The 14,018-nt window shown below is 67.0% G+C and carries 13 protein-coding genes and 1 pseudogene; 4 read left to right on the top strand and 10 right to left on the bottom strand.

Annotation, left to right across the window (positions count from 1 at the left end):
• From LI94_RS16675 to LI94_RS16655, 5 genes are all read right to left on the bottom strand, one after another.
• On the bottom strand, nt 1-603 hold a 603-nt coding region (locus tag LI94_RS16675; RefSeq protein WP_192830988.1), incomplete at its 3' end, for a phosphoglycerate mutase family protein.
• A 241-nt stretch (nt 604-844) separates the two neighbouring features.
• Nucleotides 845-1,873 (bottom strand): histidine phosphatase family protein, encoded by a 1,029-nt coding sequence (locus tag LI94_RS16670; protein WP_024440219.1) that lies wholly within the window; start codon nt 1,871-1,873, stop codon nt 845-847.
• Between the two features lie 111 nt (nt 1,874-1,984).
• Nucleotides 1,985-2,725, bottom strand: a complete 741-nt coding sequence (locus LI94_RS16665) for an enoyl-CoA hydratase (RefSeq protein WP_082105794.1) — start codon at nt 2,723-2,725, stop codon at nt 1,985-1,987.
• Nucleotides 2,722-3,540, bottom strand: coding sequence for an NUDIX hydrolase (locus LI94_RS16660; RefSeq protein WP_046301875.1), 819 nt, complete (start codon nt 3,538-3,540; stop codon nt 2,722-2,724). Before LI94_RS16660 ends, LI94_RS16665 begins: the two co-directional genes overlap by 4 nt.
• Nucleotides 3,537-4,391, bottom strand: a complete 855-nt coding sequence (locus LI94_RS16655; protein ID WP_046301874.1) for an ABC transporter ATP-binding protein — start codon at nt 4,389-4,391, stop codon at nt 3,537-3,539. Before LI94_RS16655 ends, LI94_RS16660 begins: the two co-directional genes overlap by 4 nt.
• Nucleotides 4,392-4,555: 164 nt before the next feature.
• On the opposite strand from LI94_RS16655, the gene LI94_RS16650 reads away from it, so the two are divergent.
• Entirely contained in the window at nt 4,556-5,950 is a 1,395-nt protein-coding gene (locus LI94_RS16650) for a PE-PPE domain-containing protein (RefSeq protein WP_046301873.1), read from the top strand.
• On the opposite strand, the gene serB is transcribed toward LI94_RS16650, so the two are convergent.
• Entirely contained in the window at nt 5,947-7,179 is a 1,233-nt protein-coding gene (serB, locus tag LI94_RS16645) for a phosphoserine phosphatase SerB (protein WP_024440224.1), read from the bottom strand. The two genes, LI94_RS16650 and serB, sit on opposite strands and share 4 nt — an antisense overlap.
• 52 nt (nt 7,180-7,231) lie before the next feature.
• The gene (ctaD, locus tag LI94_RS16640; RefSeq protein WP_024440225.1) at nt 7,232-8,956 is read right to left on the bottom strand and encodes a cytochrome c oxidase subunit I; all 1,725 of its coding nucleotides are present in this window, start codon (nt 8,954-8,956) and stop codon (nt 7,232-7,234) included.
• Nucleotides 8,957-9,094: 138 nt separating this feature from the next.
• Between ctaD and LI94_RS16635 the strand changes: the two genes are divergently transcribed.
• Nucleotides 9,095-10,180, top strand: a complete 1,086-nt coding sequence (locus LI94_RS16635) for an iron-siderophore ABC transporter substrate-binding protein (RefSeq protein WP_052739964.1) — start codon at nt 9,095-9,097, stop codon at nt 10,178-10,180.
• Between the two features lie 125 nt (nt 10,181-10,305).
• Entirely contained in the window at nt 10,306-11,358 is a 1,053-nt protein-coding gene (locus LI94_RS16630; protein WP_024440227.1) for an NAD(P)-dependent alcohol dehydrogenase, read from the top strand.
• An 81-nt stretch (nt 11,359-11,439) separates the two neighbouring features.
• Here the strand turns inward: LI94_RS16630 and LI94_RS16625 are convergent, their stop codons facing one another.
• Nucleotides 11,440-12,600 carry an MFS transporter gene (locus LI94_RS16625; protein ID WP_046301877.1) on the bottom strand — a complete coding sequence of 387 codons (1,161 nt, stop codon included), beginning with the start codon at nt 12,598-12,600 and terminating at the stop codon, nt 11,440-11,442.
• A 141-nt stretch (nt 12,601-12,741) separates the two neighbouring features.
• Here LI94_RS16625 and LI94_RS16620 point away from each other — a divergent pair, with 141 nt between their 5' ends.
• Nucleotides 12,742-13,416: a FadR/GntR family transcriptional regulator gene (locus LI94_RS16620; protein ID WP_024440229.1), complete on the top strand. Its 675-nt coding sequence runs from the start codon at nt 12,742-12,744 to the stop codon at nt 13,414-13,416.
• 4 nt (nt 13,417-13,420) lie between these two features.
• Here the strand turns inward: LI94_RS16620 and LI94_RS16615 are convergent, their stop codons facing one another.
• On the bottom strand, nt 13,421-13,834 hold the full coding sequence (locus tag LI94_RS16615; protein ID WP_024440230.1) for a DoxX family protein: 414 nt from the start codon (nt 13,832-13,834) through the stop codon (nt 13,421-13,423).
• Between the two features lie 10 nt (nt 13,835-13,844).
• A pseudogene (locus tag LI94_RS23250) lies at nt 13,845-14,018 on the bottom strand (MFS transporter); the annotation flags it as partial.

The following is a 14,018-nucleotide window of genomic DNA, read 5'->3' as shown; positions in this document are numbered from 1 at the left end:
GATGTGTATAAGAGACAGCTGGAACGCCATCCCGTTGGGGTTGATGTCCGAGCCCAGCATCGGCACCCAGTACGCCCCGGTCATCCACGCGATCGTGGGCAACAGATAGAGGAGGCCGGAGATGGTGCCGCTCTGTCCTTCCAGCCACCCCGCGTTGATCTCGCCGAGCCCGGACAGGATCTGCTCGGGCGCGAGCAGCGGCGGCGGCCCGTCCGGAAAGTTGGCTGGATCGACAGGTTGCCCGGCCAGCAACTGGACCAACGGCCACGCCGTCTGCTGGGCGCGCAGGAAGTCCGAGGCGTACACCCCGCCGATGTTGTTGTCACCCCCGTTGTAGAGGCCGTTGCCGACGTCGATGGCCTGTTGCTCACCGAGCTCGGTGAGCGGTGCACCCGGGGGCGTCGTTCCGACGTAGTCCGAGACGTTCTCGGTCGACTGGCCGTGACGGACCAGGTCGAGCACCATGTCGACGGCGGTCAGCGTGATATCGGGTCGCGCGATGCCGGGCAGCGGCGCGGCTATCGGAGCCACCGGGGCAACGGCCACGAGGCCGGCGCCGACAAGGGCGACCCCGGCGGTGATCCACGGGCGGGTGTGCTGCATGACCTTCTCCTTCAGCGAGTCCGTAGCTTCCGTTACGCTCCGACGCGTAGCGCAATACTTCGCTGAAAATATCCCCCCATTTTTCCTATGTCAATGCTTAATCCGCGAATTCCGATGCAACGGTCCCAGCTTCGCCTCTCCTACGTCGAGACTGGCTGTACCGCGGGGTTGATGGGCCGGTCCCAGCTTCGCCTCTCCTACGTCGAGACTCGCTGAACCGCCCGGTTCATGCGGCGGCGGCTTAGCCGTCCAGCGCGCCCGTGATGGTCTCGAACACCGCCTGCGGGAACGCGGTGATAGCTCCGAGCACCTGGTCGAAACCGGTCTGCAGCGCTGCGGCGATCTCGGCCTGGTCCCCGCCCTGCAACGCCTCCAGGATGTGCCACGTCGCGATCTGCGGCGCGACGTTCAGGTCCCGCCAGTCGACGAACAGCCCGGTCAACAGGTCCGGAGTCGCCGACACCTCCTGCCCGCCCCAGCTGACCAGCGTCCAGCCGTCGGTGGGGTTGCCCTCGATGATGACCTGACCGGTGTTGTCCAGCGGGGTATGCGTGTCGAGCAGTTGGGAGAGAACCAGCCCGAAGTCGGGGTTCTTGACGTTCATCAACGTCCAGATCGCGATCGTTCCGGCGTGCGCGAACGCCACGTCGTTGAGCGAGCTTTCCGGGTCGGAGACGCTGTTGCTGTAGATGGCCGCGATCGCATCGGTAACGCGATCGTTGAACGCCACCCCGTTCGGGTCGATCGTGGAGCCCAACATGGGCACCCAGTAGTGACCCAGAGCCCACATGAAAGTCGGCAGAGCGTAGGCGACCTGGGTGAGGAGGTTGAGTTCGTGGCCCTCGAACCATCCGGCATTGATCTCGTTGAGTCCGGCCAGGATCGTCAGCGGTGTGTCCGGCGCGCCTGCGGCGCTCAGCCACCCGCCGGCCGTTTCCTGCGAGCGGAGGAACTCGGAAACGTAAATCCCGCTGTAGAAGTCGGGGTCGGCAAGGTGCAGCGGGTTGGCGGGATTGGCAAGGTAGGCGGCCTCCTGCTCCCCGAGCGCGGTCAGCGCGGCGCCCGGCGGGATGGTGCCCAGGATTCCCTCGAAGTTGTCCACCGACTGCCCGTGGCGCACCAGGTCCAAAGTGATGTCCTGAGCGGTCAGCAGGAAGTCCACTGCCACGGCTCCGGCCTGCGGCATCACGACCGGACCGGCCGCAACGGCGCCCGCGCCCAGCAGTGCGACGGCCGCGGTGGTCCAGGGGCGGATGGCAGATGACTGCATGGTGAGTTCCTAACGCCGGGCTCGAGGCGGCTCTGGCCGCTGACTGGACGTTAGCTGATAAAAACGTGAAAAGAAACCGTCATGGCCCCAAGCCCCCGGGGGCCGTGGCGCCTAAGAGCCTTCCCCAGCGGTGCGGGCGGCGAACAGCTCGCCGTAGCGGCGTTGGTCGGCGGCGGCTCGGTCGGCAGGAGGCTCGGTCTCGACGGAGTCGATCGAGGCCTTGGCCGCGGCCAGCGCCTGTGCCGGGGTGTCGATGAAGCGGCGGGCCCAGACGATCGCGGCGTCGTAGACGCCGTCGGGCGCGACCATGTCGTCGATCAGGCCCAGGGCCAGCGCCTCTTCAGCATCAAAGAACCGGCCGCTGTACGCCAATTCTTTGGCGCGGCTGGCACCGATGGTTCGGGCCAGCCGGGCCAGCCCGCCACCGTCGGGAGCGAGACCGGCCAGAATTTCAGTCGCCCCGAACTTGACGTTGTCGCCGCTGATTCGCCAATCCGCGGCCAGCGCCAGCGCCAAACCACTGCCCAGCGCGTAGCCGGTGATGGCCGCCACCGTCGGCTTTGCGATTGCCGCTACCGCCTGCACGGCTTCGTGGCGCACCCGGGCAAAGACCTGCGCCTCCGCCGCGATCAGCGTGCGCAGTTCGGGTACATCGTCGCCGGCGCAAAAGATCTCGTGGCCCCCGTACAACACCACAGTTGCGACGTCGTCGCGGGCCGACACTTCGGCCGCGGCCGAAGCGATCTCCCGGTAGACCTGCCGGGTCATAGCGTTGGTCGGCGTCCGCGAGACCACCATCGTGGCCACCCCGGGCTCGTCGGCTGAGGTGTGCACCGATACGAATTCGCTCATCCGAGCCAACGCTTTCCGCGTGCTGCGTTGTAACGGTCGGAGTTGAAGAACTCGATCTCCCAGTTGTCGCCGCGGCGCGCCAGGTCCGGCTGCACCACCACGATCTGGCGTTCCACCGCCATCACGGCTTCGATGCTGCGGCCGATAAGCGAATCCAGCTGGGTCCAGGTCGGCGGTAGCAAGAAGCTGTTCCCGGCAGCGAAATCCTCGATCGCCGCCTCCGGCGTGAGCCAGCCGGCGCGGTCGGATTCGGTGTTCTCGCCGTCCGCGCGCTGCCCGACCGGCAGTGCACCCACGAAGAAGTAGGTGTCGTAGCGGCGGGTGCGCTCAGCCTCCGGAGTCACCCAGTTGGCCCAGGGCCGCAGCAACTCGGCATGCAGCACCAGATGCTCGGTGCGCAGAAAGTCGGCGAACGACAGCTCGCCGGCGTTCAGCGCTCGCCGGGACTCGGCGTACACCGACGCATCGGAGACAACCCGGTCCGGATCATCAGCGGGCCCGGCGAACAGCACCCCGGATTCCTCGAACGTCTCGCGTGCGGCCGCGCAGACCAGTGCCGCGGCCAGTTCCACGTCCACGCCGAAACGCTGCGCCCACCACGTCGGCTCGGGCCCGTGCCAGGCGATCTCGGTGCTGCGGTCACGGTCATCGACGCCCCCGCCGGGAAAAACCATCACGCCGGCGGCGAACTCCATCGCGGCATGGCGGCGCATCAGGAATACGTCCAGGCCCTGCCCGCCGGGGACGTCCTCGCGTACCAGCATCACCGTCGCGGCAGGTCTCGTCGGCAGCGGTGGCGGCTGGGGTTCGTTCATGCGCGCCTCCGGTGGGCAGCTCGACTACGGGTTCGGCGCGCGAAGTAGCGCCCGTCGATGACATCCAGTGAGATCGACTGGCCGAACGTGGCCGACAGGTTCTCGGCCGTGAGCACGTCCTCGAGCAGGCCGGCGGCCACCGCGCGGCCCTCGGCCAGCAGCAGGCAGTGGCTGAATCCGACCGGAATCTCCTCAACGTGGTGCGTGACCAGCACGATCGCGGGTGCATCCGGGTCGGCGGCCAGATCCCCCAGGCGCGCCACCAGCTCCTCGCGCCCGCCCAAGTCCAAGCCGGCCGCCGGCTCGTCGAGCAGTAATAGCTCCGGGTCGGTCATCAAGGCGCGGGCGATCAGCACGCGCTTGCGCTCGCCTTCGCTCAGCGTGCCGTAGGTGCGGTCGGCCAGATGCTCGGCACCCAGGCTCTCCAACAAGTCGACCGCCCGCTCGTAGTCGACGGTGTCATAACGTTCGCGCCACCGTCCCAGCACCGCGTAGCCGGCCGAGAGGACCAGGTCACTGACCGTTTCCCCGTCTGGGATCCGCTGCGCCAGCGACGACGAGCTCAGCCCGACGCGGGCCCGCAGCTCGGTGGTGTCGACCCGGCCCAGCTGTTCGCCCAAGACGTAGGCCACGCCCGAGGACGGGTGCTCGGTGGCTGCGGCGATCCGCAGCAACGACGTCTTGCCCGCACCGTTGGGCCCGATGATCACCCAGCGTTCGTCGAGTTCGACCGACCAGTCCAACGGCCCCACCAGAGAACGCCCGTCACGGCACAGGGAAATGCCTTCGAAGTGGATCAACAGATCCTGATCGGCCCCGGTTGCGGGAGCGGAACGTCCGGTATCGGGCACGGCCCTATCGTGCCGTATCCCGGCTCCGCGGCGACCGACCGGGGTGGCGCTAGCCGGGGCACGTTCCGGGCTGAACTACTTCACCCCGCCGCGGCGTTGGGCTGTTGTAATGTTTGCCAAGATCAGCCCACACCGGTTCTTAGGCTTAGGCTTAGGGGGCTTGGATGATTCGTCTTCCCAGTGCGCTCGCAGTCTGCCTCGTCGGCGCCGGCCTCATCACGTCCCCCACTGCCGCGGATCCCGGATTCCCCGCGGTGCAGCTCACCGGCATCGGCGCACCCACCCCGCCACTGGGCGGTGGAACGGCTGTGATCATGGGCGGCAGCGGTATGCCCACCCCGAGTCAGACCTACGCCGACGCGGTCAACGAGCTCTACCTGGCACCGCTGGGTTTCACCGGCACCACCCAGATCCTCAGCACCCCCGAGGCGCTGTATCCCTTCCTGGGCCCGTTCACCGGAACCTTCGACGAGTCGGCCGCCGAGGGCAGCCAGATCCTGGAGCTCGCGATCTTGCGACAGATCGTCGGAGGTCAGGTCGACGCCGACAATCCCGTGGTGGTGTTCGGGTGGTCGCAGAGCGCGGTGATCTCCTCGTTGCTGATGCAGCAACTCGCCGACGAGGGGGTGCCCAGCGACTACGTGCACTTCGTGCTGATCGGTGACGAGGCCCTGCCCAACGGGGGATTGTTGACCCGCTTCGATCTGCCGGCCGGTGCCCATCAGGACATACCGAGCCTCGGGCTGACCTTCAGCGGCCCCCAACCCAGCGACCTGTTCCCCACCACCGTCTACACCCACGAATACGACGGCTTCGCCGACTTCCCGCAGTATCCGATCGACTTCTTGTCCACCCTCAACGCCGTGTTCGGCATCTTCTTCGAGCACGTGACCTACCTGGGCCTAAGCCCCGAGGAGATCGCGAATGCGGTGCCGCTGCCGACGTCATCCGACGACATCTTGACCGACTATTACATGCTGCCGGTCAGCACTCTGCCGCTGCTTGCACCGCTGCAACTGCTGCCGTTCATCGGCGATCCACTGGTCGATCTGTTACAGCCGGCCCTGCGGGTGCTGGTGAATCTGGGCTACGGCAACCTGGAGCACGGCTGGAGCCCCGGATTCGCCGACGTCCCCACCGGGATCGGCTTCCTGCCGGATCTCAGTGTCCTGCAACAGGTTCCGCAAGCCCTGTTCGACGGTGTGCAGAAGGGCATCACGGATGCCTTCAACACGTTGTTGGACCCGGCCAACTACGTCTACTCGTTGCCGGACTGGGCCGAACAGCTGCTCAATACCGCACTGGCCGTCCAAGGAGGCGACAGCTCGCTGCTGACCTTCGTGCCCACCACCTGGCAGGACCTCTTCGAAACGTTCCCGCCACACACCGGTTTCCCGCCGCTCGACGTGCTCAGCGCGTTGCTGATCACCCTGCCCCAGTACAACTACGACGTGTTCATGTCCGAGCTCGCCGACGGCAACCTGCTGGATGCGATCGGCATCCCACTGGCCGCCGATATCGGGCTACTGCCATTGGCCGTGATCGGCGCCCTGTTCTAAACCGGCGGAATCTCTACCCGGCGCAGCACGCCGTCGTGCGCGTCGGCAGCCTCGATCTCGGCCCGGGTGACCCCGAGCAGGAACAGCACCGTGTCCAGATACGGGTAGCTCAGCGAGGCATCGGCCACCTCGCGCAACGCCGGCTTGGCGTTGAACGCCACACCCAGGCCCGCCGTGGACAGCATGTCGATGTCATTGGCGCCGTCTCCGACAGCCACCGTCTGCTCCAGCGGCACCCCCGCCTGAGCGGCGAACTCCCGCAACGAGTCGGCCTTGCCGGCCCGGTCGACCACGGGACCGATCACCCGTCCGGTGAGTTTGCCGTCGACGATCTCCAGCTCGTTGGCCGCAACGAAGTCGAGCTGCAGCTCGGCCGCCAGCGGCTCGATCACCTGCCGGAAGCCGCCGGACACCACACCGCATTTGAAGCCGAGGCGGCGCAGCGTGCGCACCGTGGTGCGGGCACCGGGGGTCAGCTCGATCTGTTCGGCGACCTCGTCGACGACACTGGCGGGTAGACCGGACAGCGTGGACACCCGGTGGTGCAGCGATTCGGCGAAGTCGAGTTCGCCGCGCATCGCGGCCTCGGTGATCGCGGCGACCGCGTCCCCGGCACCGGCCCGGTCGGCGAGCATCTCGATGACCTCGCCCTGAATCAGGGTGGAGTCGACGTCGAACACGATCAGGCGCTTGGTCCGGCGTGACAGGCTGGCATCCTGGAAAGCCACGTCGACCTGCTGCTCCGCGGCGACTTTGCTCAGCGCGGACTGCAACCGGCCGGCGGCACCGACCGGCACCGAGACCCGCAGTTCCAGCCCGGTCACCGGGTAGTCGGAAACGCCGCGGATCATGTCGATGTTGGCGTCGATCTCGGCGATCTCGTGAGCCATTGCCCCCAGGGCCGTAGCGGCCACCGGCCGCCCCAAGACCACGATCCGGTGCGTGGAGGGTGCCGCGATGATCGGCGCGTCATCGCTGCGTTCGATCGTGACGTCGAGTCCCACACCGCGAATCGCGGTAGTGACCTCGTCGGCGAACGCCGGCCCGTCGGCCACCTCCGGCTCCGCGGACACCAGCACGCCCAGCGTGAGGCGACCGCGGACCACGACCTGTTCGACGTTGAGCAACTCCACTTCGTAGCGCGACAGCACCTCGAAGAGGGCCGACGTCACGCCCGGCTGATCGACACCGGTGACAGTGATCAACACCGCCACCTTGGGCGTGCTCACCCCTGGCGGGCGCCCGGCTCGACCGGGCGCCGCCTCTCCCCCAGCGGGCTCATCAAGCGTTTGCGGGTTCGTACAGCTCGTCACCGGGGTGACGGCCGACGTGCGCCTCAGCCCGCAACCGGTCGACCATGTGCGGGTAGTGCAGCTCGAAAGCCGGACGCTCCGAACGGATCCGGGGCAGCTCGGTGAAGTTGTGCCGCGGCGGCGGGCAGCTGGTGGCCCACTCCAGGGAGTTGCCGTAGCCCCACGGGTCGTCCACGGTGACGACCTCGCCGTAACGCCAGCTCTTGAAGACGTTCCAGGTGAAGGCGATCATGGACGAGCCCAGAATGAACGCCCCGACTGTCGACACGATGTTGAACGCGGTGAAGCCGTCAGTGGGCAGGTAGTCGGCGTACCGACGCGGCATACCCATGTTGCCCAGCCAGTGCTGGATCAGGAACGTGGTGTGGAACCCGATGAAGGTCAGCCAGAAGTGCAACTTCCCGAGCCGCTCGTCGAGCAGCCGGCCGGTCATCTTCGGGAACCAGAAGTAGATCCCGGAGAACGTCGCGAACACGATGGTGCCGAACAGCACGTAGTGGAAGTGCGCGATCAGGAAGTAGCTGTCGCTGACGTGGAAGTCCAACGGCGGGCTAGCCAGCATCACGCCGGTCAGGCCACCGGCCAGGAAGGTGACGATGAAGCCGAGCCCGAACAGCATCGGTGTCTCGAAGGTCAGCTGGCCCCGCCACAGGGTTCCGATCCAGTTGAAGAACTTCAGACCGGTCGGGATGGCGATCATCAGGGTCAGCAGCGAGAAGAACGGCAGCAGCACCGCGCCGGTGGCGAACATGTGGTGCGCCCATACCGCGGTCGACAGCCCGGCGATGGCCAGCGTCGCGTACACCAAGGTGACGTAGCCGAAGATCGGCTTGCGGGCGAAGACCGGGAACACTTCGCTGACGATGCCGAAGAACGGCAGCGCGATGATGTACACCTCGGGGTGGCCGAAGAACCAGAACAAGTGCTGCCACAGCAGTACGCCACCGTTGGCGGAGTCGTAGACGTGTCCACCCAGGTGACGGTCGACGGCCAGACCGAACAGCGCCGCGGTCAGCAACGGGAAGACGATCAGCACCAGGATCGAGGTGACCAGAATGTTCCAGGTGAAGATCGGCATCCGGAACATGGTCATGCCTGGGGCGCGCATGCAGGCCACCGTGGTGATCATGTTCACCGCACCCAGGATGGTTCCCAGACCACCGACGGCGAGGCCCATGATCCACAGGTCGCCGCCGGCACCCGGGGAGTGCACCGCGTCGCTCAGCGGGGTGTAGGCGGTCCAGCCGAAGTCGGCAGCACCCCCGGGGGTGATGAAGCCGGCCAAGGCGATGGTCGCGCCGAACAGGAACAGCCAGAACGAGAACGCGTTGAGGCGGGGGAAAGCCACGTCCGGGGCGCCGATCTGCAGCGGCAGCACCAGGTTGGAGAACCCGAACACGATCGGCGTCGCGTAGAAGAGCAGCATCACCGTGCCGTGCATGGTGAACAGCTGGTTGAACTGCTCGTTGGACAGGAACTGCAGGCCCGGCACCGCCAGCTCAGTACGCATCAACAGCGCGAGCAGGCCACCGATGAAGAAGAAGGCCATACACGCGACGCAGTACATGATGCCGATCAGCTTGTGATCGGTGGTGGTGATCAGCTTGTAGATCAGGCTGCCCTTGGGGCCCATCAACGCAGGGAAGGGCCGACTGGCCTCGAGTTCTGCGCGTGGGGGTGCTTCGGCGGTCAAGATTCCTCCAAACATGGGCATCCCGGGAAACTTGGTCGAATCCTAACCCCGAGCGTCGCCCCGTCGGTATAGGCCTCCTACAAACTGTCGTATTCGTCTCCTCGAGGGGTGCTCCGCCGTGGGTGTTAACGTCACCGCGTGACCAGGGTGGACCGGCGGGCGGCGTCCGCAGTAGCGCTTGCCGTGACCTTGCTCACGACGGCCGGATGCGCGGGCGATGCGGCAGAAACCGCCCCAACCTCGATCTCCACCACGACCACGATGGTCGCCGGGGCGGGTGTGCTCGGCAATGACCGGCGTCCCGACGAGTCCTGCGCGGCCGAGCCCGCACAGCCCGACCCCGGGCCGGCGATGCGCTGGGTCCACAACGCGGCCGAGGTGCAGCCGGCCAGTGTCGAGGTTCCCGAGCAGGCCGAGCGCATCGTGGTGCTCTCCGGCGACCAGCTCGACACGCTGTGCGCGCTGGGCCTGCAGTCCCGTGTGGTCGGCGCCGCGCTGCCGGACGGAGCAGACAAGCAACCCTCCTACCTGGGCGCGGTAATACACGGTGTCGCGGCTGTGGGCTCGCGCAGCAACCCCGATATCGGCGCCATCGCCGAGCTGCATCCGGATCTGATCCTGGGCGCCCATGGCCTGACACCCGGCTATGCGGAGCTGGCCGCGATCGCGCCCACCGTTTTCACCGGGGCGCCGGGTTCGGGGTGGGAGGACAACGTGCGCGGTGTCGGCGCCGCGACAGCACGCACCGGCGCTGCCGACGAGGTGCTCGAGCGGTTCAGCGCGTACGCAGCCGAAACCCGCGAGGTCAGCGACGCCACCCACTTCCAGGTGTCGGTGGTGGAGCTCACCGACGACAGCGTGCGGGTGTACGGGGCCTCCGGCTTCGCCGCCAGCGTGCTCAAGGCGGTTGGGGTGGACCGCCCCCCGTTGCAGCGGTTCACCGATCGGCCTTACCTCGAGATCCCAGCTAACGATGGCGATCTGGCCGGGCGGGCGGATTTCTCGGCAGCCGATGGCGACATCGTGTACGTCTCTTTCGTCTCCCCGGCAGTGAAGGCGCGGGCGGCCACCGTGTTCGACAGCGTCGCCTGGCGACGGCTTGCGGCCAACCGTGACAGCCGGGTTTTCGTCGTCAACAACGAGGTGTGGCAGACCGGGCAGGGACCGGTCGCCGCACGCGGCGTGGCCGAAGACCTACGCTGGGTCAACGCGCCGATCAACTAAGCCGGAGCCCCTGTTCCCGCGCCGGCGGTGACCGATCTCACGCCATCGGGACAAGCTTGACAGCAAATAACTTTGCTAAGCTATCTTTTTACGTGTCGACGCATATCTGAAGAGGAATCTCCACTATGAGCACCGTTTCCGCTTACGCCGCCACGTCGGCAACCGACCCGCTGAGCAGGACCACCATCACCCGCCGGGAACCCGGTCCGCACGACGTGGCGTTCGACATTCATTTCGCCGGCATCTGCCATTCCGACATCCACACCGTCAGAGCCGAGTGGGGCGCTCCGCAGTATCCCCTGGTTCCCGGCCACGAGATCGCCGGCGTGGTGACCGCGGTCGGATCTGAGGTCACCAAGCACAAGGTCGGCGACCGGGTCGGCGTCGGCTGCTTCGTCGACTCCTGCCGCGAGTGCCCGAGCTGCCTGGCCGGCCACGAGCAGTACTGCACCGGCGGCGGCATGATCGGCACCTACGCCGGTGTCGGCCGCGACGGCCAGCCGACGCAGGGCGGCTACAGCGGCGCGATCGTCGTCGACGAGAACTACGTCTTGAGCATCCCCGACGAGATTCCCCTGGACGCCGCCGCTCCCCTGCTCTGTGCCGGAGTGACCACCTATTCACCGCTGCGGCACTGGAATGTCGGTGTTGGCAAGCGGATGGCGGTCGTCGGCCTCGGCGGCCTCGGCCACATGGCCGTCAAGCTCGGGGTCGCGATGGGCGCTGAGGTAACGGTGCTGTCGCAGTCGCTGAAGAAGATGGAGGACGGCCTGCGGTTGGGGGCCGAGCACTACCACGCGACCAGCGATCGGCAGACGTTCAAAGATCTGCGCGGCAAGTTCGACGTCATCTTGAACACCGTCTCGGCCAGCCTGGATCTGGGCGCATATCTGAACCTGCTCACCCTGGACGGCACCCTGGTCGAGTTGGGCATGCCCGAGCACGCCCTGACGGTGCCGCCGAGTGCGCTGGTGCGGATGCGGCGCAGCGTCACGGGCTCGTTGATCGGTGGGATCGCCGAGACCCAGGAGATGCTGAACTTCTGCGCCGAGCACGGCGTGCGTCCCGAGATCGAGGTCATCGAACCCGATTACATCAACACCGCGTACGAGCGTGTGCTGGCATCAGACGTGCGCTACCGCTTCGTCATCGACACCGCGTCGTTGCGGCAGCCCTAGGACCCAACAATCACCGAACGTGCACACAGGCTGACGGCATCGCGAAATCCCCGGTCTCAGTGCACGTTTGGCGAGCGCTGCTCAGACATAGCGGTTGCGCCCCGCCAGTGCGCCCGCCGCTGTCTGCACCACGTACACGGTGAGCATCATCAGCCACGGCACGGTCCATCCACCACTCACCTGGTGCAACAGACCAAACGTGAACGGGCCGACCCCGGCGAGCAGGTAGCCGAAGCCCTGCGCCATCCCCGACAGGCTTGCGGTGTCTTGTGCGTCGCGGGCTCGCAGCGCAATCACGGTGAGGGCCAACGAGAACACGCTCATCCCCAGACCCACCAGCACGCTCCACAGCAGTGGCGCGGCCGCGGGCGCGATCAGCAGACCGAGCATGCCGGCCATGCCAAGCACTCCCAGTCCGACGATCCATCCGCTTTGACTGTCCCGGCGGGCGGCCAGCGGCGAGACGATCAGGCTGATCGGCACCGCGATCAACGAGATCAGGCCGAGCAGTAGGCCCGCGCGGGTTTCGGTTGTTCCGTTCTCGATGAGCACCTCGGGCAGCCAGCCCATCACCACGTAGGCGAGGAAGGACTGGGTGCCGAAGAACAGCGTGACAGTCCAGGCCAGCTTGCTGCGCAGCAGCGACCGGCCTTTCGTGGTGGCCGCGGGCGCGGTGGTGTCGGGCCGGTCGAATCCGCGGGCCCCCACCACCCAGGCCGCCAGCGCCAGCAGCGCCAGTGCGCTCCACGCGCCCAGGGCTGAGCGCCAACCGCCCAGCGCGTTGTCGAGCACCGGGGTGACCGCGGAGCCCAACGCTCCTCCCCCTTGCAGCGCCGCGGTGTAGATCCCGGTCATCAGGCCGACCTGGGCGGGGAAGGATCCCCGGATGATCACCGGGATCAGCACGTTGATCAACGCGATTCCGGCGGTTGCCACCAACGTTCCGCCGAGCACGACGAGAGGCCCATCGCAGACCCGAATCAGCAGTCCGGCAACGAGTATCAGTAGCGCCGCCGAAACCGTGCGCCCCAGCCCGATCCGCCGTGACAACCACGGCGCGGCCAGCCCGGCGGCAGCGAAGCACAGACCGGGCAACGTGGTCAGGACCCCGGCCCAGGTGTCTGAGGCGCCCAGCGCGCCCCGCATTTCCGGAAGCAGCGGACCCACGCTGGTGATCGCCGGGCGCAGGTTCAGTGCGGTCAAGACCACCGCGACGGTCAGCAATACACCGCCGGCCGCCATCGTCGCCGGCCGGAACTCGGCGGCACCCTCGATTTCCAGTTCAAGGTCGTGCTCGTACTGGCCGAGTGTTTCGTTGCGGGCGGTGCAGGTCACCTGAAGTAGGATCGCATACATCCTATGACTGGATGAAGGGAGGATACTGTGCCGTTGGTCACCACCCGTCGCACCGGCTTGGTCGATCAGGTGATTGAGCAGCTTCGCGCCTCAGTGACCGGCGGGGAATGGCCGGTCGATTCGCGAATCCCCACCGAACCCGAGCTCGCCGACGCGCTTGGTGTCGGCCGCAACACCGTGCGTGAGGCGGTCCGGGCGCTGGCCCACAGCGGCATCCTGGAGGTCCGCCAGGGCGACGGCACCTACGTGCGCGCCACCAGTGAGGTGTCCGGCGCGGTGCGCCGACTGTGCGGCCCGCAGCTGCGCGACGTACTACAGGTCCGACGTTGCCTGGAGGTGGAAGGGGCACGCCTGGCTGCCGCCGCCCGCACCGATGCGGACTTGGCTGAGCTGCGCGCACTGTTGGATCGCCGCGACAGCCACCAGCAGGAGGGCAGACACGACGAGTTCGTCCGGGCCGACACCGATTTTCATCTCGCGGTGGTCCGCTGCTCGCACAATCCAGTGTTGACCGAGCTGTACTGCGGGCTCACCGAGGTACTGATGGCCAGTGTGGCCACCACCAGCGCAAAACCGGTGCAGGCGGACCAGATCCGGCACCGGGGCCTGGTGGACGCGATCGCCGCGGCCGACGTGGAGGCCGCCGGGCGTGAGGCGGGCGGATTCCTCGACGAGCTGTTGGAGCAGCTGCCGCCGCGCTGAGCTCTCAGCCGCGCCGAAGTCCCAACACTCGTAACAGTTCCGGGCGTCGCAGGATGAGGCCGATCCACACCAGTACCCCGACATACACCCCGGACAGCACGAAGCCCGCCAGCGGCTTGTCAGCGTGCAGGTTGATCGTCACCGCACCACCCAGGTAGGCGGTCAGGCCCAGCGCACCCAGCACGGCGGTGCGCGGGACCAGGAAGACGACGAGACATACCAGTAGTACCCAGCCGATCATCGCCGTTTTGTCGGGGGAAAAGCCGAGCCCTTCGGTGGCTTCGCGGGCGAAGGCCAACCCCAGGATCTTCGGAATGGCGTCGAACGCAAAGAACAGCCCCAGCATGGCGGTGATCGCGGCTCCGGTGATCCATGCCCGCGAACGTCGCGGCGTGGCCGGATCGGCGGTTGTCGTCATGATGTCTCCTTCACCTCGACGGTACTAGTGCAGTGTTCGGTTCCTGCGCGCGCAGGAATACTGCGGTGTAGCCGAACAGGATCACCGCGGTGGCTACCAGCAGCAGGAGCCCCACGGCGTAGCTGTTGCGCACGGGATCGTAGGTAGCACCCATCACCAGCGGCGGGAAGTAGCCGCCCAGCCC

The sequence above is a fragment of the Mycobacterium sp. UM_Kg27 genome, assembly GCF_000972905.1.
Taxonomy (GTDB): Bacteria; Actinomycetota; Actinomycetes; order Mycobacteriales; family Mycobacteriaceae; genus Mycobacterium.
This window is presented reverse-complemented; position numbering and strand designations above follow the sequence as displayed.

Coding starts and splice junctions, on each gene's coding strand:
- LI94_RS16670 (WP_024440219.1), bottom strand. CDS start 1,873: ATGCAGTCATCTGCCATCCGCCCCTGGACCACCGCGGCCGTCGCACTG.
- LI94_RS16665 (WP_082105794.1), bottom strand. CDS start 2,725: ATGAGCGAATTCGTATCGGTGCACACCTCAGCCGACGAGCCCGGGGTG.
- LI94_RS16660 (WP_046301875.1), bottom strand. CDS start 3,540: ATGAACGAACCCCAGCCGCCACCGCTGCCGACGAGACCTGCCGCGACG.
- LI94_RS16650 (WP_046301873.1), top strand. CDS start 4,556: ATGATTCGTCTTCCCAGTGCGCTCGCAGTCTGCCTCGTCGGCGCCGGC.
- LI94_RS16630 (WP_024440227.1), top strand. CDS start 10,306: ATGAGCACCGTTTCCGCTTACGCCGCCACGTCGGCAACCGACCCGCTG.
- LI94_RS16625 (WP_046301877.1), bottom strand. CDS start 12,600: ATGGCGGCCGGCGGTGTATTGCTGACCGTCGCGGTGGTCTTGACCGCA.
- LI94_RS16615 (WP_024440230.1), bottom strand. CDS start 13,834: ATGACGACAACCGCCGATCCGGCCACGCCGCGACGTTCGCGGGCATGG.